Here is a 26,499-nt window from a genome sequence, read left to right on the forward strand (position 1 = left end):
TCGTAAATTGATTGAAGTTTGTCGTTAAGGAGAGGATGTAAGTGGAAAAATTAAAGGAGATCTTGAAGTCTCCCTATATGATTTTATTGTTCTTTGCATTAAAGCTGATTGTATATTATAAATTGATTGATGTGGATGTATCGGATATTGTTTTTATCCTGGTCAGTGTATCAGCCTTAGGGCTTATATTCCTGAGCTTTATCAGAAGCAGGCTAAAGAGGAAAAATATTATTTTTCTGATTATATACAGCCTTTTAAGCCTTCTTATGTTTGCTGATACCATGTACTATAATTATTACAATCAGACAGTTTCCATAAAACAGTTGTGGCAGGCGAAAAACGTTGCGGCAGTACCGGACAGTTTCGTTGCAACACTGATACCGGCTAGCTTTTTGTTGTTTGCTGATATTCCTATTATCTATTATTATTTTAAAAAGCTAATAAAAAATAACAGTAAGATGGCCGCCTGGAGTTATAAACGTGAATTAAAGTACATTGCTATCGCTTTTGTAAGTATCTTTATTCTGCTGGTGGTGAACCCTTTTGACAGTAAGACCATTGATAAAGTAAACAGTGTGGAGTTCTTCTCTAATCATGTGAATGATATTTACAATGCAATTACCGAAAGTGTAGTAACAGAAGAAGTACCGGAGAAAGAGGTATTAGATACGGTAAAAGAGGTAACACCTCAAGTCAGCGGACCAAAGTATAAGAACATAGGAGAGGGCAAAAATCTGATTTTGATTCAGGTAGAAGCCTTACAGAATTTTGTTATTAACGCAGAGTACAACGGGCAGGTTCTGACTCCAAACTTAAATGCCTTTCTGGGAAAAGACACGATATATTTTGACCGTTATTATACCAATATCGGTAAAGGAAATACGGTTGATGCTGAATTTTCAACCTTAAACAGTCTTTACCCGGTAATTGACAGGGAATGTTATACCTTGTATCAGAACAATACTTTTGATGGGCTACCATGGCTTCTAAGGGATAAAGGATATGATACACTTGCTGTGCATGGCTATAAGGGAGAATTCTGGAACCGTGAAGCAGCTTACCCCGGACAGGGAATCAAGAATTTCTACAGTATGGAGGATCTCGATCAGAGTGACATTATCGGACTTGGTATTTCTGATAAATCCATGTTTCACCAGGCGGTAGGAATCCTGCAGAAAGAGAAACAGCCCTTTTTCAGCTTCATAGTAACATTGACATCACATCATCCTTTTGTAATTGAGGATAAGGACGTTACCTTGAAGTTAAAAGATGAGGATGTAGGAACAAAGTTTGGTTCCTATCTTAAGACAGTTCGTTATTTTGATGAAGCCTTTGGTCAGTTTATAGCAGAATTAAAAGCTTCAGGGCTTTATGATAATTCAGTAATTGCTTTATATGGTGACCATCATGCCCTTAACCTTAACATGGATAACAACAAGGAAATGATGGAGAAGTATCTTGGCAGAACCTATGATTATGATGAGATGCTTCGTATTCCTCTTATGATACATGTTCCGGGCAGTGGCGTAAAGGAAACGATACACACTACCGGCGGACAGATTGATTTCCTTCCGACCATTGCAAACATTATGGGTATTAAGTTTAATCAGCCTTATGTTCTTGGGCAGGACTTGTGTAATGCCAAGGATGGGTTTGTAGCGTTTACAGCATACTTGTTTAAAGGTTCCTTTATTCATAACAATATAATGTTTGAAATTTCACGAGAGGGTGTATTTGACGGCAGCAGAGCCTGGGATATCAACACAGCTGCGCCCCTTGATGCTTCCCTTTATGAAGAGGATTACAATCGAGCGATCACCATAAAGAAGACCTCCGAGGAAATACTGAATCAGGATCTGATTAAAAACTATATACACCGTGAGCCCTTAGAAAGCAGCACGGATAAGTAGTACCATAAAAACAATAAACTTTAATATTTTCCAAAGCCAATAGACTTACCCAATATTGCAAATTTCATGGAAGTTGGAATAAGAATATGATAAAAACTTTTGACTTTGATAAAGAATATGGAATTGTTCTTGAAGGCGGCGGAGCAAAAGGAGCCTACCAGATTGGTGTCTGGAAGGCTCTTTTAGAATGCAAAATTAAGATAAAAGGAGTCTCCGGCGTGTCAGTTGGTGCAATAAATGGTGCACTGATGTGTATGGGAGACTATGAAGCGGCAGAAGAGATGTGGAAGAATATCACCTATTCTGATATTATGAATGTCAATGACAAGCAGATGCAGTGTCTCATGAAAAAAGATCTGAAAAATCTTGATCTAAAATCTCTGACAAAAGATACCACCCGGATTATATCGGAAAAAGGGATTGATGTTACCCCTCTAAAACAATTACTGCAAGAGAAAATTGATGTAGAGAAGATTAAGAAATCTCCTCTTGAGTTTGTCTTTGGTACCTTCCTTGTAAATAAGCTGAAAGAAGTGGAAATAACAGCTCAGGAACTGGAGGAAGACAGTCTAAAGGATTACCTCTTAGCCAGTTCTTTGTTACCGACCTTTAAGAATGAGAAGCTTAACGGTCAGCGTTTTTTAGATGGTGGAATGTTTAACAATGTCCCTGTGGATATGCTGGTAAACAGAGGTTATAAGCATATCATAGTTATCCGTATCTTTGGATTGGGATTGCAAAAAAACGTTAAAATCCCCGAAGATGTCCATATAACACAGATATCTCCCAAAGCCCAGCTTGGCGGAATGCTGGAATTCAATCCGGAAAAGAGTAAAAGAAATATTGACTTGGGCTACTTTGACGGGTTGCGCTGTTTTCGTTCTTTAAATGGCAAGATCTATTACATGGATATCCACTTATCGGAAGAGGAAGCCATCAATCGCTTTATTCATGTCAATGAGGCGGTCAAAATGGCGTTACTTGAATATTATAAGCTGGATTACGGCAATACAGAAGTCTATACAAGACGTTTTCTGGAAGGGGTCTGTCAGAACCTGGCTGGGAGTTTAAAGCTGCAAAAGGATTGGACCTATGAGGAGTTATATATCAGCCTCCTGGAGTTGTCAGCGAAAACCCTTCATATACCTAAATTCGCTGTTTATACGGAAGAAGAGCTGATAAACCGTATAAGATTACATTATGAACGAAGCCAAAAGAAAGGCTTTGAAATTTCGTTATTTCTTACTTTAATCATAAAGCTGGTTATCTTTCGATAAGGAGGAGGACCAGCTTTTTTATTGGTATTCATGAGATAATGCTGTACAAGTGTACCTGCACTGCAAGTTATGAAATCTCCTTGACATATGAATAAAAATAATATATTATGTATAAATAAACATATTCGGATAAAGAAATAGAAAATGAAAAGGAGGATTGCCCTGGTCTGCAATGTGATAGAGTTGCTGAAACAGTTATTTTTGTACTATTTAATATGGTTCAAGAATTGGCAAAGAAAAGTATGAACTTAAAAGGACGCAGTTTTTTAACTCTGAAAGATTATACACCAGAAGAAATTGATTATTTACTGGAACTGGCAAAAGATCTGAAAACCAAGAAAAAGCAAGGAGTTACCGGTAACAGCCTAAAGGGGAAGAATATAGCACTTATTTTCGAGAAACCCTCCACCAGAACCAGATGTGCATTTACCGTAGGTTGTGTTGATGAGGGAGGCCATCCTGAATATCTGGGAAAGGATGACATTCAGTTAGGACATAAAGAGAGTGTGGAAGATACAGCAAGAGTTCTGGGAAGAATGTTTGACGGAATCGAATTCCGTGGTTTTAAGCAGGAAACAGTAGAGAAACTTGCCAAGTACAGCGGGGTACCGGTATGGAATGGCCTTACAGATCTGGATCATCCGACGCAGATATTGGCAGATTTTCTTACTCTAAAGGAACAGTTTGGCTCCTTAAAGGGCCTTAAATTGGTCTATGTAGGGGATGGACGTAATAACATGGCAAATAGTCTAATGATAGGCAGTGCGAAGATGGGGATTCATTTTACGGTACTGTCACCCAAAGAATTATGGACAGATCAGGAGCTCATCTTGGAATGCCAGGAATACAATAAGGTTTCAGGCGGTAGTATTACTGTTACCGATACAGTTGATGAAGCAAAGGAAGCAGATGCCGTATATACGGATGTCTGGTGCTCCATGGGGGAAGAGGCCTTGGCAGGAGAGCGAATAGCATTATTAAAACCCTACCAGGTAAATGCCGAGCTTATGAAGAAGATAGGGAAGGAAAATACCGTATTCTTACACTGCCTTCCTGCGGTAAAAGGCTATGAAGTAACAGAAGAAGTATTTGAGGCCCATGCAGAGGTTATCTTTGATGAAGCTGAAAACAGAATGCACACGATAAAGGCAGTTATGGTTGCCACCCTTGGAAATCTATAATAATATACATTGAATTTCATAGATTTGGCCCTTGTGCCGCCCCTTTTCCAAATTGCTACTTGACGGAGGGGCGGCCTTTTTATATGATTAGTAAGAAAGAGAAATCTATAAAATGGTCAAAATTGCCATCGAATTGAAGGCTTAACCATTAGTGATAAATTAGAATTTATAAAAACATAATTCCTCTAGAAGTATTGTGCCGTAAAGTTGGAAGATTAAAGGTATAATTACTGCGTAAGTTTGTGCCTGTGAAATCACCGGTGCATAGGAGGTTAGAGTGAAAGAAAATATTATTTCAAAGGATGCCACAGACAGATTTTTTTACTCCTTTTTATATGTGGCAGTATCGCAGGCTAACCTGCGATATGAAATGGGTGTATGAGCGAAAGATAAATCTTTCACTCCCCCCTGATTTTGTACGCGTGCGGTAGCACCCTTGGGTGCTACTGAGCACGCAGATGGGAGCGAAATATGAAAAAGTGGTTGAGGTTAATAAAGGAGCAAAAGCTGCTCCTGGATATAATAAATGTTATGATCGGGATACTATTAATCATATTGGCTATCATTTATTTTACCCATCCGAATAATTATGTAATTATGATAGCGGCCTTAATCTTGGCGGGCACTGTCAATGTTATCAACGGAATAAAAAGAGTAATTATTCATAACAAGAAGTCGAGTATCGGATTTTTTGTGGTCGGCGGGTTTGTTTATCTGATTTCTATCTTCCTGATATTTCAATTATAGGGAAGGGTGACAGAAGTAAAGTGCTAACGGAGTAAATAGGATAGAGTAAAGAAAGACTGGGATTATAATGGAAAAGGGCATATATAACGATTTGGATAAAATAGAAATTAGTCAGATAGAAGAAACCTTAGTGACAAGGAGCCTTGGAAGAAGGATAATTTATTATGAGCAGATTGATTCAACCAATACTCAGGCAAAGCGACTGGTAAAGGAAGAATTGGTGAAGGGAGCCTTACACGGCGCTTTAATTCTGGCTGAGGAGCAGTTAAATGGAAGAGGGCGTTTAGGAAGAGACTGGAGCTCGCCAAAAGAAGGCGGTATCTGGATGTCTTTTATCTTAAATCCGAAGCTTCCTGTGTCAAGCTGCCCCATGCTTACCCTTGTGGCGGCAATGGCGGTGAATAGTGCCATAAGGCGTGTAAGCGGACTTGCTTCCTTTATTAAGTGGCCAAATGATATCGTTGTTAATGGGAAAAAAGTATGTGGCATATTAACAGAAATCACAACAGGGAGAACCGCCACCGGTGATTCTGTTAAAACTGCCGGGTCAACAAATGAAGCCAGGTCAGAGACAGCTTCTGAACAAGATAAGCCTGATATGGTGGATATAAATATCATCCTTGGAATTGGAATCAATGCCAATAGAAAAGAATTTCCCAGTGAGTTATATGCTAAGGCTACTTCTCTTTCCTTAGAAAAAGGAGTGGAATTAAATCGCAGCTGTCTCATTGCAGAAATCTGCAACAGTCTGGAGAAGTACTACGAAGAATTTGTGCGTCAGGGTGATTTAGCGGAATTAAAAGCAGAATATGAAGAATATCTGATTAATAAAGGAAAACAGGTTCTTGTGTTGAAAGAAGAGGAGGAATACCCTGCAATAGCTTTGGGAATCAATGAACAGGGTGCTCTTTTGATTGAAACAAAAGAGCACGGAGTAGAAACAATAGTTTCAGGGGAAGTATCTGTAAGAGGGGTTCTTGGCTATGTTTAAAAGTATTCCCTAGCCAGTTTTATCTTGAATTATTTTTCATTTTTATATATGATATAGGGAAGAACTCCCGGATAAAAATCAGAAGAGTTCAAAGTAAAGGGGTCTATAGATGCAAAATAAAAAGTCAAAGACAATATGGGGTGTTTTTTTACTTGGATTTGGGCTTATATGGATTGGTTCTAATTTGGGAATACTAAAACCGAGTGCTTTTTCCGGTTTAATTGTATCCTTCATATTAATACTATTTGGAGTTCATATAATCTTTCGGGGAAAACAGGGCGAAAGAGAAACGGATAAAACAATAGAAGATAATTCAAGTCCGAACTATTCTGGAGAAGCTTATACCGAGGAGGAAGCTTTCCAACGTGAAACGGAGGAAGACTATACTCAATATACTTACGACAGTTACACTGGGGATGAGGAATATAAAAGAAGTGATAATACCAGAACGGATAATCCCAGAAGAGAAAATACTGGAGCAGAGAAAGGGAATGTAGAAAAGAAGAACTACACCGGTATCCTGGCCTCCAATAAAGTTCAGTGCACGGATGAATTTACCGGTGCTGAGCTTACAGTAGTAGCAGGAAATATAGAGCTTGATCTACGTAATGCTGTCATTTCAAGAGATATTGTAATAGATGTAAACTGCTTTTTAGGCGGAATAGATATCTTTCTTCCCTCCGGTGTGGAAGTGTCCGTCAGCTGCGTTCCTATTATGGGCGGAGTTGAGAGTAAGATTAATGGTACTTTTACCAGAAAAGAGAATAAGGCAACGGTATATATCAGAGGTACCTGCTTTATGGGAGGAATAGAGATCAGATAAGTCAGGAAGGATTAGTGATTATGTATCAGGAAAATGTTATTTTATGTGCAAGCAGTTCTTATGAACAGAAATATTATCTGAATGAGGACTTTAACAGCTTGCCGGAGAGTATAAAAGAAGAGTTAAAGATTATGAGTGTCCTCTTTACGGAGGATGTGGGCGGAGTGCTTACATTGGAGTTTGATGAGGAAGGGAATCTTTTATTTAACGTAAGCAGTGATGAGGGAGACCTTCTTTTTGATGAAATCGGAAGTGTGCTTAAGATCAAAGAATTACAGAGAAATAAAGAAGAATTATTGGAATCTCTGGAGTTATTTTATAAAGTATTTTTCCTTGGGGAAGAAATATCCCTTTAAGTGAAAATAGAAATGAGGTAAAGATATGTTACTAGTTATTGATGTAGGAAATACCAATATTACTTGCGGAGTCTTTAAGGAAGAGGAGTTAATAGGAAGCTTCCGCATTACCACTAAGCTTCAGAGAACTTCGGATGAATATGGGCTTATTATATGTGAACTGCTTAATTACAGGGGCATTACATCTTCGGATGTGGAAGCGGTCATAGTAGCCAGTGTAGTGCCTGGAATCATGCATTCATTGAAAAATGGAATAATGAAATATCTGAAAAGAACACCGATGGAAGTTGGCATCGGGACGAAGACAGGTATTAAGATAAATGTGGCTAATCCCAAAGAAGTAGGAGCTGATAGGGTAGTAGACGCTGTAGCTGCCTTTGACCTTTACGGCGGACCTTTGATTGTAATTGACTTTGGAACGGCTACTACTTATGACCTGATATCAAAGGATGGGACCTTTCTTGCAGGAATTACCAGCCCGGGTATTCGTATCTGTGCGGATGCTCTCTGGAATGAGACAGCTAAACTTCCTGAAATAGAAATCAGAAAACCGGAATCCATACTGACAACGGACACTATCTCCAGCATGCAGGCAGGATTGGTGTATGGATATATAGGACAAACAGAGTACATCATTAAAAAGATAATAGAAGAAGCTAAAATTCCGGATATTAAGGTAATTGCAACAGGCGGTCTGGGTAAAATAATTGCCGATTCAACAGAGACTATACAGATATATGACCAGCAGCTTACATTGAAAGGCCTTAGACTTATCTATAATAAGAATAAGAAGTAGCATATTGTAAAACCTTCTTATTGATATGTTTGCCACCAGCCATCCGGTACCATGTGGCTTAAGGATTAAAAGTCTGTTAGGTTGAATAAACAAAGCGATGTTTTTCAACTGCCGATTAACGAATATCCAAGTAGTTTGGATGTTCACGAAAGGGGTTAGAATGAGTTTTAAAATAGGAAAGGTAGAGGTAGGGGGAAATCTGGTACTTGGACCGATGGCCGGGGTAACGGATTTACCCTTTCGTCTGTTATGCAAAGAACAAGGTGCTGACTTAATCTATACCGAAATGGTCAGCGCAAAGGGAATACAGTATCATAATAAAAATACAGAAGAACTTCTTCTTGTAAAGGAAGAAGAAAGGCCGGTAGCACTTCAGCTATTTGGAAGAGACCCGGTTATCCTTAGTGAAACAGCCAAAAGTATCGAGCACCGTAACTTTGATATCTTAGATGTTAATATGGGCTGTCCTGTTCCCAAGGTAGTGAACAACGGGGAAGGTTCAGCACTTATGCGTGAACCAAAACTTGTTGGAGAGATTGTTTATGCCATGTCAAAAGCTATAAATAAACCGGTAACGGTAAAGATCAGACGGGGCTTTAACGAAGCGGAAGTGAATGCCGTAGAGGTGGCTAAGATTGCAGAAGCTAATGGTGCAGCAGCTATTGCAGTTCATGGAAGAACCAGAGAGCAGTATTACAGCGGAAAGGCAGACTGGGAAATTATTCGAAGAGTAAAAGAAGCTGTTTCCATACCGGTAATTGGAAATGGAGATGTAAGCTCACCGGAGGAAGCCATCAGAATCCAAAAAGAAACCGGCTGTGATGCGGTTATGATTGCAAGAGGAGCTCAGGGAAACCCTTGGATCTTTAAGCAAATAAAAGAATATATGAATAATAATACAGATATTCAAAAACCATCCTTAAGGGAAGCAATAGATATGATGCTCTATCATGGCAGACTCGCGGTGCAGTATAAAGGTGAATATGTTGGTATCAGGGAGATGCGAAAGCATGTAGCCTGGTATACCTTTGGATATCCTTTGGCTGCCAGATTCAGGCAGAATGTGAATAAAGTTGAAACCTATGCCGAACTGGAAGAACTCTTATTTACTTATCAGGATACAGTAAGAGAGCTGGGACGCGTTTAGAGATTCATTTTATTGTTTTGAATCTCTATAAAATAAGTCACAATGATAATTCTAAAAAAGCAAATAGATTCAACAATATAAACAATAAATGAATATTTAATAGAAAAAGGTTGATTTTTATAGATTGTAATAGTAATATATTTATTAGAGCGACAGATGTACGCAATAGGCGGACACACAAATCCGTAACTGCCGCATAAATATGGAATAGGTGAATTGGTATCCATCGAAAGAATGCAGATTGTACGCATTATTTCCACTTTTGATTGGAATATGTGCCGCAGGCTGTAAGATGTCTGCAAGGCACACCACATGGAGGTATGTATGAGTAAGTTAAGAGTTGGTATTCTTGGCGGTACCGGTATGGTAGGCCAGCGTTTCGTATCTTTGTTAGAGAATCATCCCTGGTTTGAAGTGGCGGTAGTTGCTGCAAGTCCCAGAAGTGCCGGAAAGACCTATGAAGAGGCAGTAGGAAGCAGATGGAAGATGCCTACCCCAATGCCGGAGGCTGTTAAGAATATTATTGTTATGAATGTAAATGATGTGGAAGAAGTCAGCAGTAAAGTTGATTTTGTATTCAGTGCAGTGGATATGACCAAGGATGAAATCAAAGCGATTGAGGAAGCCTATGCCAAAGCGGAAACACCTGTTGTATCCAATAACAGTGCTCATAGATGGACCCCCGATGTACCTATGGTAATTCCTGAATTAAATCCAGAGCATTTGGAGTTGATTCCATTTCAGAAGAAGCGTCTTGGTACAGAAAAAGGATTTATTGTAGTAAAACCCAACTGTTCCATACAAAGCTATACCCCTGCTCTTTATGCTTTAAAAGAATTCGGACCGAAGCTTGTAGTAGCAACCACATATCAGGCAATATCCGGTGCAGGCAAGAACTTTGATGAATGGCCGGAGATGTTAGATAATGTAATTCCTTTTATCGGTGGTGAGGAAGAGAAGAGCGAACAGGAACCCTTAAAGATATTCGGCAAGGTAGTAGACGGCAAGCTTGAAAAGGCAGCTGCACCTCTGATTACGACCCAGTGCATAAGAGTACCGGTAACAGACGGACATACCGCTGCAATCTTTGTAAACTTTGAAAAGAAACCTTCTAAGGAAGAGATTCTGAAAGCCTGGAAAGAGTTCAAAGGTCTGCCTCAGGAATTAGAACTTCCTTTGGCACCAAAGCAGTTTATCCAGTACCTGGAGGAAGATAATCGTCCTCAGACAAAGCTTGACAGGGATTATGAAGGCGGAATGGGCGTATCCATTGGCCGTTTAAGAGAAGATACGGTATTTGACTACAAATTCGTCGGACTTTCACATAATACCTTAAGAGGAGCTGCCGGAGGCGGTGTATTAATAGCAGAGCTTCTGACTGCAAAAAATTATATTACTGCAAAAGCTTAAATACCAATATAACACTATAATAGATAATAATCGGCTCACCTTGTAACAGACAACTTTAGTCATCTGCCTGTTATAAGGTGAGTTTTTTCATGTTTTACCCGGACACATTCAAGCATTTTAAGACAAGTTGAAAAATAATTTCTATGATATTCTTACTCTATTGGAGGTTAGATTATGGAATGGATGCAAAGCATGCAAAAGGCGATAAATTATATCGAAGATAATCTTTGCAATAACTTGGATATAGATCAGATCTCAAAAAGTGTTTATTCGTCTAGTGCAAATTTTCAAAGGATATTCAGCGTTGTTACAGGCATGACAGTAGGTGACTATGTCAGATTCAGAAGGTTAACACTTGCAGGGAGAGATGTCGTAGAATCGGATGAAAAAATAATTGATATAGCTCTAAAGTATGGCTATGAAACTGCGGAGAGTTTTACGAAAGCTTTTACCAGATTTCATAATGTTACACCATCTACTGCAAGAATATCCAATTCCGATTTAAAAATATTCAAGCCTCTTTCAATACAAATTGATATTAGAGGAGGATTTAATATGACAAGAAAATTAATTTCAAATGTACCTTTAATCACCATGTCATCGGATAATATGTCATACATGACTTCATTTACCGGTGCATTGTATGGTGTTTTAAAAAGCATGGATGAAGATTTCAGCAATTCTCAATTATTAGCCTACAGTGGTTTCGGAAACAGATTTTGCTGGACTGCGGGAAAATGGATTTTTGGTAATGAAGATTTTGAAAACTGTAATGATACGCCTTATAAGAATCAGATGAGACTACTGAACGCTATCGGTTGGAAAGTGAAGATAATCACACTTTTGCGGGATGAAACCGGAAGCCTCATCAATACAGAGGAAAAGCAAATCAGGCAGGACTTTGTAGATTCAATTAATAAAGGAATCCCTGTTCTGGCGCAAGGAATAACAGATGATGGCTGTAAACATGAATTTGACGTATTTTTTGGTTTTGAAGAGAATGGTGAAAAGATTATTGGCTGGGACTATTACCAGGAGCATGACAGGCCGCTAGTTAGAGCTAATTGGGAGAAGGAGCTTAATGCTTATATTCTGCTAACGGAAAAGACACAGCCAAAGTCCGAAAAAGAATGTATTATGGAAGCATTTAAGATAATTACAGCCCATGCAAGAAAGAATGAAATACATGGGCGAAAGGTAGGATTTGCAGCTTGGGAAGCCTTCTTGACACAGCTGGAATTTGATGATTTTTCAAAATGCTGCGTGTATGCATCGGATGATTTAGCTGATAGCACCGATGGTGTTAACAGTTTGGAACACAGATTTATTATTTATTGTGATACGCTGGGACAAATATATCAACGAAATAATATCTTAGATTACTACAGGAGAGTAATTGAGAAATTCCCTGAGTGGGCGGTTGAATTACAAATTGCAATAGAGGCATGGGAGGAATGTGCCAGCTATGGAGGATTTCTGTGGAGTCAGGGATTGTCTTTTGATGAAAATGGGTATGAGAAATTCAGAGACCAGAAGCTGCGTAAAATTCTTGCAGAAGAAGGCAGAAAGGCAATGGCGAAAGACAGAGAGGCAATAGAACAGATTGAAAAGATATTATGTAAAGAAGATTTGGCCACTGTCAAATAGGGATAGATAAAAAGTACAACTTTAGTTTTTATTAATAAACCCATGTAATGCCGTAAAGGCTGGAACCCTTGTCCTGACTGTGTTTCATGGGTTTATGTGTATTTATATTTAAGCCCCAATTATGATATACTGTAAAATGAGTTTACACGAAACTATAAACAGACCCCTTTTTTAAATATAGTTAAATATTATATTATTATTTGTACCATATAGCTTCATCATATCATTTACTTTTTCTTCGTTAAAATTACGATTGCTGACAGCTGATAAATCGAGTAATATCCAATGACAATCCATATAATGTTCGCATAACAAATCCACTATACTTTTTAATATCTCATCATTAAATATGCTTTCCTTAACAGAAATCTCGTAACTTCCGGCACAAATGGATTCAATTGACCAGGAGTATCCGGATTTAAATGGATTTTCAACTCTTTCAACCATTCCTGTTTTTGTATATATAATATAACAACTTATTACTCCTGAAGGTAAACACACTTTCTCTTGCAATAACTTATTTTTTTCATTGTAATAATAGAAATGCACCTTTTTCAAGTGCTTATAAATGTAATCAGAACCGGTTGTAAAATCGATATTATCATTAAGGTTTATATACACTTCCTTTTTTATCAGCTTATCCTGTTCATACTGATTCCTAATTAATTCAGAAAGTCTATGGTCCTGGTTAAAGGTCTTTCTAAGAATTATATGATTTTCATTATCATAGACATATTCGTAAAAGGTCTTAACTTCATAGGCGTATGCCTTATTATTTATAATATAGGTATATTTTTCAATTGTCAGATTTCCTAATTGGTCATATGTATTGTCATGAATTTCATAGGTAACATCTTTACTTGAATATTTTATCTCTCTCAATATAATATTATTGTATTCATCATAATATATCAATTCTTCAAAAGAGGTATTATGTTGGAGATCGGATCGGTTACTTCTGCCGATAGCTTTTTTAATCATTTCATAATAGTTAGAATCTAAATTATTCATAAAAAAGTTCCTCTCAATAATCTTCTCAAGATTTATTTAAGTTGGCAGAAATCATAAATACCGCCAACAGCAGTGTCAGCGGTATATTAATGGACTATTTATTATAATTAAAAAGGTATTTAATATATTCCACTCCATTATCCTGATGCTTGGAGTTCACCAAGATGCCAAGTACCGGTCTGTCCGATGGATTGGAAATATCCTTAAATAAGGATGTGTTATCCAGATAGACTCCATAAGCTCCGGGTACTGTATTATCTTCTGTAGTAGAATTAAAGAGAGAGTCTGAAAAACTGGTTAAAAGGTCTGTAGGAAGAACATCGGTCAATTTGCTGAAAACGCCGGTCGTTGCATAGGATTGAAATACGGATTCCGGTGCAATCATTACATCAATTTCACCGGTGTATATATAAGTTTGAAGCTTTTGAATACTTCCCATGGTGTATTCCGAATTGTCATTTCCGTTTCCCAGATAAAAAGAAGCATCAATCACAATGTTTTCTTTCTTGGGGTTCTTCACCAGCACGGTGTTCATGTCTTCCGTCATCTTGTTTATGGTATCATCCGATAACGTGTAATTGATAATAGTAGTATCTAACAGAGTCACCGGTCTTGGGGTTACTACCGTATATATGAAATAAACAGCTATACCAAGGACTGCCAGACAGACGATGGTTTTTAGCAGATAATAGTCTCTAAGATAGGCAACCTTTTCTTTGAAATTCATTTCTTTTAACTTCTGTTTTTCGGTTTTTTCTTCTCTGGGTGCATAGATGGAAGCATTATCGTCCAGCGTGGAATCTTTTAATTTATATTCATTCATCATGGCTATCTTCTCCATTCCAGTAATATAGGAATCATTTCCTCTTTTGGGTAGAAGGCATATATATTTTAATGTTTCTTTATGATAGAATTGGCCTTTTATCCTAATAATAAACTTATCAGAAGGACTTATTTATTTCTGATAAAAGCGATATTTTGGTCGCTGTACTTACTTAGGTAGTTTACCACGTTTTACTCAATAAAAAAAGAAATTAATTCTAAAATATTCGTGAAAAATCGATGGAATAGAGTTTATACAACAGTTATTGAGTATAGAAAATGGTATAGATAAGTTGAATTTATTTTTTACTTTCTCCTGATTAAAAAATGATGCTTTAAATTCAAGCCTTTTGAGATCTGGGCGAAGGTTATCAGATATTCGACTTATAGAAAGAAGATAAGTATAGTAATTAAACTATATTGCGAAAGTTTCGTAAAAATATTTAAAATAATGATAATTCTAATGAATGTAATTGTTGCATTGGATAACGTAATAGGCTATAATGAAAGTATAGCGTAAGTATATCGTTACAGGTGCAGAGAAGTAATGAAAATACGAAAATTTAGTAAATATTACGGCTAATAAGGAGTAATGTAAAGGAGCGTGCAATATGCAATACGGTTATTTTGATGATAGCAGAAAAGAATATGTTATCAATACAGTATCAACCCCCTATCCTTGGATTAACTATCTGGGAACACAGGATTTCTTTTCACTCATTTCGAATACAGGGGGCGGTTATAGCTTTTATAAGGATGCCAAGTTAAGAAGAATCACACGTTTTCGCTATAATAATATACCTCTTGATTTAGGCGGAGGACGTTATTATTATATCTATGATGACAAAGATGTGTGGTCACCGGGATATGCACCGGTTAAAAAAGAACTGGACCGTTACGAATGTCGTCATGGTATGGGCTATACTAAAATAACCGGTGAGAGAAATCACGTAGAGACAGAAGTTACTTTCTTTGTACCCATTGATTTCAATGGGGAAGTGCATAAAGTAGTAGTTAAGAATACCGGAGATACCAAGAAGGATATCACCCTTTTCTCCTTTGTTGAATGGTGCCTGTGGAATGCTCAAGACGATCAGACCAATTTTCAGCGTAACTTTAACACCGGAGAAGTTGAGATAGAAGGTTCCGCAATCTATCATAAAACCGAATACAAGGAAAGACGTAATCATTATGCCTTCTTCTCTGTTAATGCGCCTATTGCAGGGTTTGATTCTGACAGAGAAAGCTTCCTTGGTACTTATAACGGCTTCCATGATCCTGAAGCTGTATTTTCCGGAAAGTCAAGGAATTCCGTGGCTGACGGCTGGTCACCCATTGCTTCTCATAGCCTGGACATTAGCTTAAATCCCGGCGAAACGAAGGAATTTGTGTTCATCTTAGGATATGTAGAAAATGAATTAGAAGATAAGTGGGAGTCTAAGAATGTAATAAATAAAACCAAAGCTCACAAGATGATGGAAGAGTTTGGGACAGCAGAAAAAGCGGATAAGGCTCTCGAGAAATTAAGGGATTACTGGGATGACTTACTATCAAGATATACTTTGGTTTCCAAGGAAGATAAGTTGAACCGCATGGTAAATATTTGGAATCAGTATCAGTGTATGGTAACCTTTAATTTATCCAGAAGTGCTTCTTACTTTGAATCCGGAATCGGCCGCGGAATGGGATTCCGTGATTCCAACCAGGATTTACTAGGATTCTTGCATCAGATACCTGACAGGGCAAGAGAGCGTATTATAGATCTGGCTTCCACCCAGTTAGAAGACGGCGGAGCATATCATCAGTATCAGCCTCTTACCAAAAGGGGAAATGATGAAATCGGCGGAAACTTTAACGATGATCCTTTATGGCTGATTCTTGCCGTAGTTGCCTATGTTAAAGAGACCGGAGATTACAGCATACTGGAAGTTTCCACACCTTACGATAACGATGAGAGTACGGCTACTTCTCTGGCAGAGCATTTAAAGAGATCCTTCGACCATGTCATCAACAATCTGGGACCTCATGGACTGCCGCTTATCGGAAGAGCTGACTGGAATGATTGTCTGAACTTAAACTGCTTCTCTATGGAACCCGGTGAGTCCTTCCAAACAACAACCAGTAAGGACGGAAGAGTGGCAGAGTCCGTTATGATAGCCGGAATGTTTGTATACATCGGTAAAGAGTATGCAGAACTTATGAAGAAATACGGCAAGGAAGAAGAAAGTCTCAGAGCTGAGAGAGAAGTAGTCAAGATGGAAGAAGTTATTATGGAACATGGCTATGACGGCGAATGGTTCTTAAGAGCTTATGATGATTACGGAAAAAAAGTCGGCAGTAACGAATGTGAAGAAGGTAAGATATTCATTGAATCCCAGGGACTTTGTATCATGGGTGGTGTTGGTCTCTCTGATGGCAAAGCAATCAAGGCTCTCGATGCCGTAGAAGAAAGACTTGGCACCAAATATGGTCTTGTACTGAACAATCCTGCCTTTACAAAGTACTATGTGGAGTATGGCGAAATCTCTACTTATCCGGCCGGATACAAGGAAAATGCAGGAATCTTCTGCCATAACAACGCATGGATTATGTGCGCGGAAGCAGTAGCCGGAAGAGGAGATAAAGCCTTTGATTACTATACCAGAATCGCACCGGCTTACACCGAAGAATACAGTGAGATACATCGTATGGAACCCTATGTATATTCTCAGATGGTAGCAGGTAAGGATGCGAAACGTTTTGGCGAAGCAAAGAATTCCTGGCTTACCGGAACAGCTTCCTGGAACTTTGTTGCGATTACCCAGTATATCCTCGGAATCAAACCGGATTATGACGGCCTCTTAATTGACCCTGCAATTCCAAAGGCTTGGGATACCTATCAGGTTACCAGAAAGTTCAGAGGAGATACCTATCAGGTAACAATAAATAATCCTGATCATGTATCAAAAGGAGTTAAGAGCGTTCTCTTAGATGGGAAAGAAGTTGGTTCGGCAGTTATTCCTTCTGTTGGCGATGGCAAGGTTCATGAAGTTATTGTAACGATGGGGAAATAATTTAATATAGATTTACAGCAATATATAAAAACCGGGAGCTATTTTTTAAGCCTCCCGGTTTTTGCTATTACAACTTCTGTTTTTCGAGTGAGAATTTAAATTCAGTAAAAATTTATATACAGCTATATCGTAAATTTATTTAATATATGTATCGATTGATTTCGAAATTAGATATACATTACAACATGAACATAATAAATAATATTGGCAATGCTTTTTTTATATCTCTGTTTACAAGCAAATAAACCAATCCGTAGGTAAAGCCTGACAGAGCTGTTAATAATCCTACGGAAATACTTCCTTTGGTAAAGATGTGTACCAGCCCCCATGTTAAGGCTAATATGATACCTCCATAAGGAATATTCTTCTTCTTAAACCACAGCTCAAATGCTTTCTGTCCATAAACAAGCATTAAGGTAAATAAAACGGTTTCAAAAACATAATAGATATATTGAAAGATAAATTTAATAAGCCCATTGTGCTGAAACTCTTTTACTACTTTGAAACCACCCCAGTTCCAATAGGAAAGGCTTAGTGAAAAAACAATACAAAGAAGGATACATATCCATTGCCAGATTTTCATTTTTCCTTCTGTATGAAATAGATTAAATCCGAATCTTTCTTTTGATGTTTTTAAGATAAAATACGTGATAACCGCCCAGGTTATACAGGTAATGGCCCAGTGGATAATATACTGGGGAACATTCCAATCGGCCATTGGATGGCCATAGATAATAGGCTCCAGCATAAAAGCGTAGATAGTTTCGATTCCCAAGCCTGCAAATGCGAATAATGCTAACCGTAAATAATGAATTCCTTTTACTTCTGTTGTTTTTTCTTTCATTTGTCATCTTCTCCTGAGTAATATAAGTTGCAGTCCACATAAATCGCCATAGACGGCATCCATATTATACCATACAGTAAATTGAATGCATATCGAATAATATATTATTCCACATCCATAATAATTTTCTTACAATTTGAACAATAATAAGCTTCTTTTACTGCAGGCAATAGAAGAAAAAATTTAGCTAATAATATTCCATTTTTTGCAATGCTAAATTTCGTTGCTCCTTTTCTGGATTCTCCTTCTGGCGACCAGCTTAATGTATCATATACATCAATAGTTCCTGGTTTCATTTCATTATTACAATATGGACAAAGCATCGTAACTCCCCCTTTATTAAGCGTTATATATTATGTATATTAGCATACCTTTGTATTTAAATACAGGAGAGATATTAATCCATTTCTCAATTAACTAATGAAATAGATGTTGTAGAAAACCATACAACATCATATTTATCAAATTTTTTATAGACATAGCCTGATATGCCCTTACTTGGTGTATATTTTGTAGCCACAAGATTATTATATTGAGCTCTAGTCTCAAAAACGAAATAGTTCTGGGTACATTGTGTTTCTTATGCCATTGAAAATATAATGTGAAATAATTCATTTGACAATTCTCGTGAAATCTGAGTAATATATTATTTAAAATTTAATAACATTACAATTAAGAGCGAGAAACATAAAATTATACCTTAACGTAAGCACCTGCAAGAAAATCTAACAAAGCATTATGTATATTGCAGGAACTAACAGAATCAGTAAGGAGGCGGTAAGTATGGAGATTTCTAACATGATAGATAACAAAAGTATATTACAATCAAAGGAATTCAAGGAATTAATTATAGAGCAGCAAGAGAGAATACAAGCAGCCGCCGGGAATAGACAGCCGGATACCATCTTTCAAAATGCCGGTATCGTAAATGTATTTACGGGAGAACTGGAATTTGGAGATGTAGCAGTTCATAAAGGAAAAATAGTTGGAATCGGAAGATACACAGAGAATGCCTCGGAAGGGCAGGAGGTAAAGATAATTGACTGCCGCAATAAGTTCATAGCGCCGGGCTTTATTGACGGGCACATCCATATTGAAAGCTCCATGCTGTCTCCCAAAGCCTTTTCCGATGCGGTAGTTCCCCATGGCACCACCTCTGTTATAACAGACCCCCATGAGATAACAAATGTAGCCGGAAAAGCAGGTCTTCGGTATATGCTGGAGGAATCCAGGAACCTTCCCCTTAAGGTTTATATGATGCTGCCTTCCTGTGTCCCGGCAACTCCCTTAGAGGAATCCGGAGCCATCCTCCGGGCAGAAGAGCTGCTGGAGTTCATGGGGGAAGAAAATGTATTAGGCCTTGCAGAGGTAATGGATTTCTTAGGTACCGTCAGAGGAGAAGAAGAGATAGTTCGGAAAATAGAATTAGCAAAACATTTTGGAAAAATAGCGGATGGGCATGCTCCAGATATAAAAGGGAAGGAGATCAATGCTTACTGTACCGCCGGAATCGCCTCGGACCATGAATGTGCCGAGAAGTCCGAGGCCTTGGAAAAGCTGCGAAGAGGCCAGTGGATCATGATAAGAGAAGGTACAGCAGCAAGAAATATGGAAAGCTTAAAAGAGCTTTTAAAGCCGCCCTATTCCAACCGCTGTATGCTGGTTACCGATGACAGGCATCCGGGAGAGCTTATCCGTTTGGGACACCTAGATTATTTACTGCGTAAAGCAAGAGAATATGGGGCGAATCCGGTCACTGCCATACAGATGGTAACCCTGCACCCTGCCCAGTACTTTGGTTTAAAGGACCGAGGGGCTGTCGCTCCCGGATACTTTGCAGATCTGGTGATTTTAAAGGATCTGGTGCATTTTACGGTAGATTCAGTTTATCGGGAGGGGAAACTTGTAGCAAAGGATGGCAAGGTAGTATCGGAGGAATATTGTTCTAGTAAGAATAAAATTAATGGAAATACAGGTAATATAAAGCCAGATGAACAAAATGCCTTTGAGGAGTCAAAGACTAATGGAGATTTAAAATTAGAAAGAATGTTGTCCTGCAGTTTGTCAGAAGAAGACAGACAGAGAATCTTTCAGTCTTTCCACTGCAGTGAATTAAGACCATCGGACTTTTATTTACAAGGGAAAGGTAGCTATAAGCGGATTATGGAGCTAATCCCTGGAGAACTTATCACAAAAGAGCTGATACTGCCCTGTGAAAGTGAAGAAAATATTCAATCGGGGATTCGTCTGTCAGAAGATATTATTAAGCTTGCGGTTATAGAGCGTCACTTAAACACCGGTCATATCGGCATCGGACTCATGAAAGGGTATGGCCTTAGAGCAGGAGCCATCGCCTCCAGCATCGCCCATGATGCCCATAATATTATTGTAGCGGGAACGACAGAAGAAGATATGAGTCTTGCTGCCAACCTGATAAGAAGGAATAATGGAGGTGTGGCAGTAGTTAAGAACGGAGAAGCCTTAGGTGTATTACCGCTTCCAATCGGTGGATTAATGAGCGAGGAGAGTGCCGAATCGGTGGATAAAATTCTTGAAGAGCTAAAAGAAAAAGCCTATAGTCTTGGAGTAAAGACAGGTATTGACCCATTTATGACCTTGGCCTTCCTTTCCCTGTCTGTTATTCCAAAACTGAAGCTTACAACCAAAGGTCTTGCTGATGCTAAGACACAGGAAATACTGCCGGTATACTTTTAGTTTAATAAATCCCAAACTGTGGAAGTATATCCTGTTCCATAGCAAGACGGACAGTATCCGGTTGTTCTTTAAAATTAGCCAGGTAGGTAATCATAAGCTGTTTTGCAGGGAAGACAAAGCACTTTTGGCCCCATTTTCCGTTAATGCTGAATCCATCTTTGTATTTCCAGAAATAATATCCGTATCCGCCTTCACGGTTCATTTGCTGTATGGAGGTAGCTTCCCTGACCCAGCTTTCTAAAAGCAGCTGCCTGTTATTGTATTGTCCCATCTGTAAGTATAACTGTCCCAGACGGCTAAGTTCATTTACCGTAAGAGACATACCGGAAGCACCATAAAAATGTCCGGAAGGGCAATTTAAATATTCAAGGTTTTCAATACCAAGAGGCTCCAACAGCCGGGGACCTAAATAACTTATTAAGTGTTCGCCCACCGCTTTTTCTACAGCCACTCCTACGAGATAGGCTGGGATATTGGAATACTCAAAGGCAGGGATTTCACTATAAGGGATAGGATAAGTAAGGCAAAAGTCCAGCCAGTTCCCTCCCTCCGGACGGAAGGGGTAACCGGATACCGACATGGTAAGGAGCCTTTTCATAGTTATTCTTTGCAGAGTATGTAATTGTTCCTCCGAAATATTTGACGAGATTTCCTCTCTTAGATAATCATAGACAGAGGCCTCTAACTTAAATTTACCTTCCGCAGCAGCAATACCTGCAGCCGTTGCAGTGAAAGATTTCGTAGCAGAATAAATGGGATGACGTTCCTCAGATGAAAAGTCGTATTTGCAGACGATATGCCCATGGGAAAAAATTTCTATGCCATAGACCGGCCAATTATTTTCTATGACCTTATGGATAAAATTATTAAACATGCTTACCCCTTTCGCGATTATCAGATTAATGATATGGTATTCGAGCATTGGAATTAAGAAAGTACATACATAATATTCTCGTGTTATTATAAGGGAAATCAAGCTAAAACTCCAGATGGAAATTTCCTCTTGCTATTTGGAGAATTTAAGGCTAAAATAAAAGAACAAAAACATAAGGAGGAGTTGCTATGGCAGGAAGGGATACCCCTTTATCCGGCTATACCACTCTGAAACCATTCACTGCACTCAGTATATGGGGCGGTAGAATAAGGGCAGAGATGGATTGCACTTCTGTTTACTGTTTTGTGAATCTTAACAGTCTTGACCGGGCGGTAAGAACGGCGGGAACTAAAGGAAAGCAAATTTGTGAATGTTTAGTTTCTGCTGTTGTGCCTTGGCACCAACAGCAAAGTAATAGAGAGAAAGAACGCTGTTATGCCATGAGGTTACCGGTAACCCGAAAGCAGACAGCGTTTTTTGTTAGGAAAAACAAAACAATAGCAGGAGATAAGGAAAACATATTTTACTGAAAAATGAAGAATAATAAGAGAGAATCAAGGAGGAATTCTTATGAGAACAAAAACCGGAGTGAACACACTTAAATTAACACAGTTGGCATTACTGACTGCCATTGTTCTGTTAATGGCATTTACCCCTATTGGATATATTAAAACTTTTGGACTTGAAATTTCATTGATTGTAATACCTGTTACGATTGGTGCTATCGTATTAGGACCTGCTGCCGGAGCTTTTCTTGGTGGTGTCTTCGGTATCACAAGCTTTATCCAGTGTTTTGGTCTAAGCGCTTTTGGTGTTGCTCTTCTTGCCATTAATCCGGTAGCTACCTTTATTACCTGTCTGATACCGCGTATTCTGATGGGATGGCTTACGGGACTTATTTTTAAAGGGCTAAGAAAGAGCGGCTTAAAGGAAACAGCTTATCCCATTGCAAGCCTTATCGGACCTATATTAAATACTGTTTTCTTTATGACTTCGCTGTTAGCATTTTTCTACCGCAGTGATTTTATTCAGGGAATAGCAGATAGTTTCGGAAGTAAAAATATCATTCAGTTTGTAATTGCTATGGTTGGAATCAACGGTCTGGTGGAAGCGGCTACCTGTCTTATTATTGGGGCTGCAATTGCCAGAGCTCTGGATGCATTTGTAAAGAGAAATGCAAGAGAAAGCAGAGCTTAATCTTAAGAATATGCATAGAATTTGGATTTGTTCTAGCATAAATTGATATTTTGATTCAAATTTAATTTAGAAGAGCCTGGCTGCACAGCCCTAAAAAGGCAGTTTCAAAATGAAGATCATCTTCTTTGGAGCGCTTTTTCATAGTGTTAGTGCGTGCCCCGGCTCTTCTTTGTTTTGCAGCAAGGTGACGTTCAAACATCATTAGGTCTATATTTTCTTCTGTATAATACTTCCCGTTTTGATTGATAGCAAATGCTTTCCTGCCAAGAGCCATGGAAGCAACACCATAATCCTGGGTTACTACGATATCTCCGGCTTCGGTACGGTTAATAAGAGCAATATCCACCGCATCCGGTGCTTTGCTCACCTGTATAACTTCACTGTATTCCGATTCTAAGATATGACTGGTATCAATCACCATCAAAACTCTTATATGAAGGTTTTTTGCAACCTTTTCGATAATGCTTTTTACGGGACAAGCATCCGCATCAACTAATATCTTCATTATTACCCCTTTCGTGAATATCCAATCAACGATTGGATATTCCTGAATTAGTAGTTGAAAAACCGTTTTAAGTTTTTCAACCTAACCCCTTTCGCGAATATCCAATCAGCGATTGGATATTCCTGAATCAGTAGTTGAAAAACCGTTTAAGTTTTTCAACCTAACCCCTTTCGCGAATATCCAATCGACGATTGGATATTCCTGAATCAGTAGTTGAACTCGACTAACATCGTATAATATACCATTTTACGAACCGCAAAATGGTGCCAAGGATACGGCAGACACAGCTAATATCTACAGTATTATATCTCGTGAACGGGGACAATATTACTTCTAAATAGATATTTCGTAAGATAAGCTTACCACCGTCATTGTGTGGTGAATAGCAGGAAGAATTTTTTCCGTTAAATCCGAAACCCGAAGTTTTAGACTTGTAGTATTAATACAGGGATGACAGCCGAAGTACTCCTCCTTAAGAATATCTTCATCCACCAGCAGTTCCACCTTATTGTCCTTATCGTTCATAAGTCCCATAACACTGACAGAGCCGGGGGTGATATCAAGATATTCCTCCATATATTCAGAGGAAGCAAAGGAAAGTCTGGGACTGTTAATCTGTTTTGAAAGCTCAGCAGTTCGAAACTTCTTATCACCGGGAAGCATTAAGAGATAGAACTTGGTCTTGTTGGCATTGCATAAGAAGAGATTCTTGCAGATCTTAATATCCAGCAGCTTATCAATATCATGGCATGCCTCAATAGTAGGCGTAACCTCATGATCCAGACGGATAAATGGTACGGAAAGCTCTTCAAACAGGTCATAAACCCTCATTTCCTTTTCCAGCCGTCCATTTCCGGAAGGCTTTGTCGTATACATAACAGGATCAATATAAAAGTCGCTCATAGCAGTCCTCCTTTTTTGTGTAGTTTAGCACCTTAAACAAAGAATGTAAATGGATAGAGAGAATCCAGCATGCAAATACATGAAACAAAACAATGAAATAAAACAATGAAATAAAACAGTGAAATAAAATAATGAAGATAAATAATGAAAATAAGTAATGAAACAAAATAATGAAAACAGCAGATGAACAGAAGATTTGTTTGGGAGATTGGTATCGAGGAAGCCTTCTATGACACTTAAGCAGCAGAGAATGTAACTAGGAAAAGCCGTGCCATTGTCTGAGCGCAGAAACCTTCCGTGAACATATAGTTACAGCGAGTTTGGCACGGCTTTGACTGTCAGTTAAATTTTCTGCTGCGTTAGTGGAATAAGGCTTTCGAGTAACCAATCTCCCAAACAAATCTTCTGTTCATCGTCCGTCCCTCAATATTTTACTCATGCTTTAGTCATTCCCCCTCCGAATTTAAGCTTGAAATCTTTGTAAAATTGCCTCATAATAGAAAATTATGTGATCAGAGAGGAGATTCTAAATGCGGGAAGTAAACAGAGTCATCAAGCACATTAAGAAATACTGGTTATCCTATTCACTGGGAGTCATTATCCTCTTTATTGTGGATTTTGCCGGATTATACATACCCCAGTTTATAGGAGACATTACCGATGGACTGGAGACGGGGACATTTGGGAGAGCAGAGCTGATAAACGGAATCATAAAGATACTTCTGATTGGGCTGGTCCTGGCAGTCGGAAGATTTGGATGGCGCTACTTTATCTTCGGTTCTGCGAGAAAAATTGAATATGACCTAAGAAATGACATGTTCGCCCACTTGGAGACCTTATCTATGGGGTATTATAACAAGAATAAGACAGGTGACTTAATGGCCCATTTTACCAATGACCTGAATGCCATTCGTATGGCTGCCGGTCCGGCGGTAATATGTACCTTTGATGCAATCATTATGACTATTATGGTACTTTGCAAGATGGTATTTCACGTGAATCTGGAGCTCACCCTGTTGGCTTCCATCCCATTGGTATTTATTGCGGTAGGCGGTGTATTCTACGGTAAATCCATTGAGAGAAGATTCAGCGAGAAGCAGAAGGCCTTTTCGGATCTTTCAGACATGGTACAGGAGAGTATCTCCGGTATAAGAGTTGTAAAAGCTTTTGTTCAGGAAAGAAAGGAAATCAAAGCCTTTGCAAAGTCCAATAAAAGAAATAAGGATAAGAATATGGAAGTTGTAAAGCTTCAGGCAACGATAATTCCGCTACTTGATGTTATTATCGGTATCTCCAGTCTGATAACCCTGCTCTATGGAGGGCATCTTGTAATTAAGGGAGAGATCAGCCTGGGACGTTTCATTGCTTTTAATCAATATGTCGGTATGCTGGTCTGGCCCATGCTTGCAGCTGGAGACAGTATCACTTTTATATCCCAGGGAATTGCATCCTCAAAGAGAATTCAGAAGATATTTGTGGAGAAACCGGAAATCTTTGATGGAAAAGATGTGCTGCCGGTAGAGAATCTGGAAGGGAATATCAGTTTTCGCGGGCTTACCTTTTCCTTTACAGAAGTTACTTCAGAGGTCTTAAAGAACGTTACTCTTGACATTGAAAAAGGTTCGACCTTAGCTATTTTAGGCAGAACCGGAAGTGGTAAATCCACAGTTGCAAACCTTCTTCTTCGCCTTTATAATACGGAGCCCGGCATGATTAGCATAGACGGCTACGATATCAACCGAATTCCACTTAAAACCTTGCGGGAAAATATTGCTTATGTACCTCAGGATAATTTCCTGTTCTCTGATACGATTCGTAACAACATTGCTTTTGGTATGGAAGGAAATGACATGGAGAGGGTACAAGAGGCTGCAAAAGCTGCTTGTATCCATGATAATATCGTAGAATTTCCTCTTCAATATGAAACGCTGGTAGGAGAGAGGGGAGTTACAATCTCCGGCGGGCAAAAGCAGAGAAGTTCAATTGCGAGAGCCTTATTAAAAGATGCACCGATATTAATTCTTGACGATGCCCTTTCGGCAGTAGATACCAATACGGAAGAAGAGATATTATCAAATATAAAGAAGGACCGCCAGGGTAAAACCACTATAATGATTGCCCACCGTATATCCACCGTACAAAATGCAGACCAGATTCTGGTACTGGAAGACGGTGAGATGGCAGAGTATGGTTCTCATGAGGAACTAATGAGGCAGGGTGGAATCTATGCCAGGATGTATGAAAAGCAGCAGTTGGAAAAGCAGCTGGAGGCTGTATAGAATGTTGTTAG

General features: G+C 38.7%; 23 protein-coding genes. 16 read left to right on the plus strand and 7 right to left on the minus strand.

What is annotated here, in order from left to right; genetic code table 11:
- Window positions 1–41: 41 nt before the first annotated feature.
- The 11 genes from bsdcttw_RS02585 (at window position 42) to bsdcttw_RS02635 (ending at window position 12,285) form a co-directional block, all read left to right on the plus strand.
- Entirely contained in the window at window positions 42–1,910 is a 1,869-nt protein-coding gene (locus bsdcttw_RS02585; protein ID WP_185257870.1) for an LTA synthase family protein, read from the plus strand.
- Between the two features lie 86 nt (window positions 1,911–1,996).
- Window positions 1,997–3,187: a patatin-like phospholipase family protein gene (locus tag bsdcttw_RS02590; RefSeq protein ID WP_185257871.1), complete on the plus strand. Its 1,191-nt coding sequence runs from the start codon at window positions 1,997–1,999 to the stop codon at window positions 3,185–3,187.
- Between the two features lie 242 nt (window positions 3,188–3,429).
- Entirely contained in the window at window positions 3,430–4,368 is a 939-nt protein-coding gene (argF, locus tag bsdcttw_RS02595; RefSeq protein WP_185259670.1) for an ornithine carbamoyltransferase, read from the plus strand.
- A gap of 471 nt (window positions 4,369–4,839) precedes the next feature.
- Window positions 4,840–5,115: a hypothetical protein gene (locus tag bsdcttw_RS02600; protein WP_185257872.1), complete on the plus strand. Its 276-nt coding sequence runs from the start codon at window positions 4,840–4,842 to the stop codon at window positions 5,113–5,115.
- Between the two features lie 67 nt (window positions 5,116–5,182).
- Window positions 5,183–6,106: a biotin--[acetyl-CoA-carboxylase] ligase gene (locus bsdcttw_RS02605; protein WP_185257873.1), complete on the plus strand. Its 924-nt coding sequence runs from the start codon at window positions 5,183–5,185 to the stop codon at window positions 6,104–6,106.
- Between the two features lie 109 nt (window positions 6,107–6,215).
- Window positions 6,216–6,929 carry a LiaF domain-containing protein gene (locus bsdcttw_RS02610; protein WP_185257874.1) on the plus strand — a complete coding sequence of 238 codons (714 nt, stop codon included), beginning with the start codon at window positions 6,216–6,218 and terminating at the stop codon, window positions 6,927–6,929.
- Between the two features lie 20 nt (window positions 6,930–6,949).
- The gene (locus bsdcttw_RS02615) at window positions 6,950–7,285 is read left to right on the plus strand and encodes a DUF6145 family protein (RefSeq protein WP_185257875.1); all 336 of its coding nucleotides are present in this window, start codon (window positions 6,950–6,952) and stop codon (window positions 7,283–7,285) included.
- A 25-nt stretch (window positions 7,286–7,310) separates the two neighbouring features.
- Window positions 7,311–8,081 (plus strand): type III pantothenate kinase, encoded by a 771-nt coding sequence (locus tag bsdcttw_RS02620; protein ID WP_185257876.1) that lies wholly within the window; start codon window positions 7,311–7,313, stop codon window positions 8,079–8,081.
- Between the two features lie 160 nt (window positions 8,082–8,241).
- Window positions 8,242–9,228, plus strand: coding sequence for a tRNA dihydrouridine synthase DusB (gene dusB / locus bsdcttw_RS02625; RefSeq protein ID WP_185257877.1), 987 nt, complete (start codon window positions 8,242–8,244; stop codon window positions 9,226–9,228).
- A 324-nt stretch (window positions 9,229–9,552) separates the two neighbouring features.
- The gene (gene asd, locus bsdcttw_RS02630; RefSeq protein ID WP_185257878.1) at window positions 9,553–10,638 is read left to right on the plus strand and encodes an aspartate-semialdehyde dehydrogenase; all 1,086 of its coding nucleotides are present in this window, start codon (window positions 9,553–9,555) and stop codon (window positions 10,636–10,638) included.
- A gap of 174 nt (window positions 10,639–10,812) precedes the next feature.
- The gene (locus bsdcttw_RS02635; protein ID WP_185257879.1) at window positions 10,813–12,285 is read left to right on the plus strand and encodes a helix-turn-helix transcriptional regulator; all 1,473 of its coding nucleotides are present in this window, start codon (window positions 10,813–10,815) and stop codon (window positions 12,283–12,285) included.
- A 171-nt stretch (window positions 12,286–12,456) separates the two neighbouring features.
- On the opposite strand, the gene bsdcttw_RS02640 is transcribed toward bsdcttw_RS02635, so the two are convergent.
- Window positions 12,457–13,296: a hypothetical protein gene (locus bsdcttw_RS02640; protein WP_185257880.1), complete on the minus strand. Its 840-nt coding sequence runs from the start codon at window positions 13,294–13,296 to the stop codon at window positions 12,457–12,459.
- Between the two features lie 94 nt (window positions 13,297–13,390).
- Window positions 13,391–14,122 (minus strand): hypothetical protein, encoded by a 732-nt coding sequence (locus bsdcttw_RS02645; RefSeq protein ID WP_207726482.1) that lies wholly within the window; start codon window positions 14,120–14,122, stop codon window positions 13,391–13,393.
- Window positions 14,123–14,729: 607 nt separating this feature from the next.
- Between bsdcttw_RS02645 and bsdcttw_RS02650 the strand changes: the two genes are divergently transcribed.
- The gene (locus bsdcttw_RS02650) at window positions 14,730–17,171 is read left to right on the plus strand and encodes a GH36-type glycosyl hydrolase domain-containing protein (RefSeq protein WP_185257882.1); all 2,442 of its coding nucleotides are present in this window, start codon (window positions 14,730–14,732) and stop codon (window positions 17,169–17,171) included.
- A gap of 178 nt (window positions 17,172–17,349) precedes the next feature.
- Here bsdcttw_RS02650 and bsdcttw_RS24885 read toward each other — a convergent pair whose 3' ends face one another.
- Both bsdcttw_RS24885 and bsdcttw_RS02660 read right to left on the minus strand, forming a co-directional pair.
- Window positions 17,350–18,015 carry a hypothetical protein gene (locus tag bsdcttw_RS24885; protein WP_197979820.1) on the minus strand — a complete coding sequence of 222 codons (666 nt, stop codon included), beginning with the start codon at window positions 18,013–18,015 and terminating at the stop codon, window positions 17,350–17,352.
- Window positions 18,016–18,119: 104 nt separating this feature from the next.
- Entirely contained in the window at window positions 18,120–18,338 is a 219-nt protein-coding gene (locus tag bsdcttw_RS02660) for a PF20097 family protein (protein ID WP_207726483.1), read from the minus strand.
- 460 nt (window positions 18,339–18,798) lie between these two features.
- On the opposite strand from bsdcttw_RS02660, the gene bsdcttw_RS02665 reads away from it, so the two are divergent.
- Entirely contained in the window at window positions 18,799–20,730 is a 1,932-nt protein-coding gene (locus tag bsdcttw_RS02665) for an adenine deaminase (protein WP_225903773.1), read from the plus strand.
- Between the two features lies 1 nt (window position 20,731).
- Here the strand turns inward: bsdcttw_RS02665 and bsdcttw_RS02670 are convergent, their stop codons facing one another.
- The gene (locus bsdcttw_RS02670) at window positions 20,732–21,604 is read right to left on the minus strand and encodes a serine hydrolase domain-containing protein (protein WP_185257884.1); all 873 of its coding nucleotides are present in this window, start codon (window positions 21,602–21,604) and stop codon (window positions 20,732–20,734) included.
- A gap of 188 nt (window positions 21,605–21,792) precedes the next feature.
- Here bsdcttw_RS02670 and bsdcttw_RS02675 point away from each other — a divergent pair, with 188 nt between their 5' ends.
- Window positions 21,793–22,134 carry a hypothetical protein gene (locus bsdcttw_RS02675; RefSeq protein WP_185257885.1) on the plus strand — a complete coding sequence of 114 codons (342 nt, stop codon included), beginning with the start codon at window positions 21,793–21,795 and terminating at the stop codon, window positions 22,132–22,134.
- 40 nt (window positions 22,135–22,174) lie between these two features.
- Window positions 22,175–22,801: an ECF transporter S component gene (locus tag bsdcttw_RS02680; protein ID WP_185257886.1), complete on the plus strand. Its 627-nt coding sequence runs from the start codon at window positions 22,175–22,177 to the stop codon at window positions 22,799–22,801.
- Window positions 22,802–22,862: 61 nt separating this feature from the next.
- On the opposite strand, the gene bsdcttw_RS02685 is transcribed toward bsdcttw_RS02680, so the two are convergent.
- Together bsdcttw_RS02685 and bsdcttw_RS02690 are read right to left on the minus strand one after the other, a co-directional pair.
- Window positions 22,863–23,306, minus strand: a complete 444-nt coding sequence (locus tag bsdcttw_RS02685; RefSeq protein ID WP_185257887.1) for a YaiI/YqxD family protein — start codon at window positions 23,304–23,306, stop codon at window positions 22,863–22,865.
- A gap of 333 nt (window positions 23,307–23,639) precedes the next feature.
- Window positions 23,640–24,209: a prolyl-tRNA synthetase associated domain-containing protein gene (locus bsdcttw_RS02690; RefSeq protein ID WP_185257888.1), complete on the minus strand. Its 570-nt coding sequence runs from the start codon at window positions 24,207–24,209 to the stop codon at window positions 23,640–23,642.
- Between the two features lie 530 nt (window positions 24,210–24,739).
- Here bsdcttw_RS02690 and bsdcttw_RS02695 point away from each other — a divergent pair.
- Window positions 24,740–26,488 (plus strand): ABC transporter ATP-binding protein, encoded by a 1,749-nt coding sequence (locus bsdcttw_RS02695; protein ID WP_185257889.1) that lies wholly within the window; start codon window positions 24,740–24,742, stop codon window positions 26,486–26,488.
- Window positions 26,489–26,499: the final 11 nt, after the last annotated feature.

It is taken from the genome of Anaerocolumna chitinilytica (assembly GCF_014218355.1).
GTDB lineage: Bacteria > Bacillota > Clostridia > Lachnospirales > Lachnospiraceae > Anaerocolumna > Anaerocolumna chitinilytica.

Excerpts from the sequence above, each read along its gene's own strand:
- bsdcttw_RS02665 (WP_225903773.1), top strand. The coding sequence starts at position 18,799 with ATGGAGATTTCTAACATGATAGATAACAAAAGTATATTACAATCAAAG.
- bsdcttw_RS02590 (WP_185257871.1), top strand. The coding sequence starts at position 1,997 with ATGATAAAAACTTTTGACTTTGATAAAGAATATGGAATTGTTCTTGAA.
- bsdcttw_RS02685 (WP_185257887.1), bottom strand. The coding sequence starts at position 23,306 with ATGAAGATATTAGTTGATGCGGATGCTTGTCCCGTAAAAAGCATTATC.
- bsdcttw_RS02690 (WP_185257888.1), bottom strand. The coding sequence starts at position 24,209 with ATGAGCGACTTTTATATTGATCCTGTTATGTATACGACAAAGCCTTCC.
- bsdcttw_RS24885 (WP_197979820.1), bottom strand. The coding sequence starts at position 18,015 with ATGAAAGAAAAAACAACAGAAGTAAAAGGAATTCATTATTTACGGTTA.
- bsdcttw_RS02680 (WP_185257886.1), top strand. The coding sequence starts at position 22,175 with ATGAGAACAAAAACCGGAGTGAACACACTTAAATTAACACAGTTGGCA.
- bsdcttw_RS02610 (WP_185257874.1), top strand. The coding sequence starts at position 6,216 with ATGCAAAATAAAAAGTCAAAGACAATATGGGGTGTTTTTTTACTTGGA.
- bsdcttw_RS02660 (WP_207726483.1), bottom strand. The coding sequence starts at position 18,338 with ATGCTTTGTCCATATTGTAATAATGAAATGAAACCAGGAACTATTGAT.
- bsdcttw_RS02605 (WP_185257873.1), top strand. The coding sequence starts at position 5,183 with ATGGAAAAGGGCATATATAACGATTTGGATAAAATAGAAATTAGTCAG.
- bsdcttw_RS02650 (WP_185257882.1), top strand. The coding sequence starts at position 14,730 with ATGCAATACGGTTATTTTGATGATAGCAGAAAAGAATATGTTATCAAT.
- bsdcttw_RS02635 (WP_185257879.1), top strand. The coding sequence starts at position 10,813 with ATGGAATGGATGCAAAGCATGCAAAAGGCGATAAATTATATCGAAGAT.
- bsdcttw_RS02695 (WP_185257889.1), top strand. The coding sequence starts at position 24,740 with ATGCGGGAAGTAAACAGAGTCATCAAGCACATTAAGAAATACTGGTTA.
- bsdcttw_RS02640 (WP_185257880.1), bottom strand. The coding sequence starts at position 13,296 with ATGAATAATTTAGATTCTAACTATTATGAAATGATTAAAAAAGCTATC.
- bsdcttw_RS02615 (WP_185257875.1), top strand. The coding sequence starts at position 6,950 with ATGTATCAGGAAAATGTTATTTTATGTGCAAGCAGTTCTTATGAACAG.
- dusB (WP_185257877.1), top strand. The coding sequence starts at position 8,242 with ATGAGTTTTAAAATAGGAAAGGTAGAGGTAGGGGGAAATCTGGTACTT.
- asd (WP_185257878.1), top strand. The coding sequence starts at position 9,553 with ATGAGTAAGTTAAGAGTTGGTATTCTTGGCGGTACCGGTATGGTAGGC.
- bsdcttw_RS02670 (WP_185257884.1), bottom strand. The coding sequence starts at position 21,604 with ATGTTTAATAATTTTATCCATAAGGTCATAGAAAATAATTGGCCGGTC.
- argF (WP_185259670.1), top strand. The coding sequence starts at position 3,430 with ATGAACTTAAAAGGACGCAGTTTTTTAACTCTGAAAGATTATACACCA.
- bsdcttw_RS02600 (WP_185257872.1), top strand. The coding sequence starts at position 4,840 with ATGAAAAAGTGGTTGAGGTTAATAAAGGAGCAAAAGCTGCTCCTGGAT.
- bsdcttw_RS02620 (WP_185257876.1), top strand. The coding sequence starts at position 7,311 with ATGTTACTAGTTATTGATGTAGGAAATACCAATATTACTTGCGGAGTC.
- bsdcttw_RS02675 (WP_185257885.1), top strand. The coding sequence starts at position 21,793 with ATGGCAGGAAGGGATACCCCTTTATCCGGCTATACCACTCTGAAACCA.
- bsdcttw_RS02645 (WP_207726482.1), bottom strand. The coding sequence starts at position 14,122 with ATGATGAATGAATATAAATTAAAAGATTCCACGCTGGACGATAATGCT.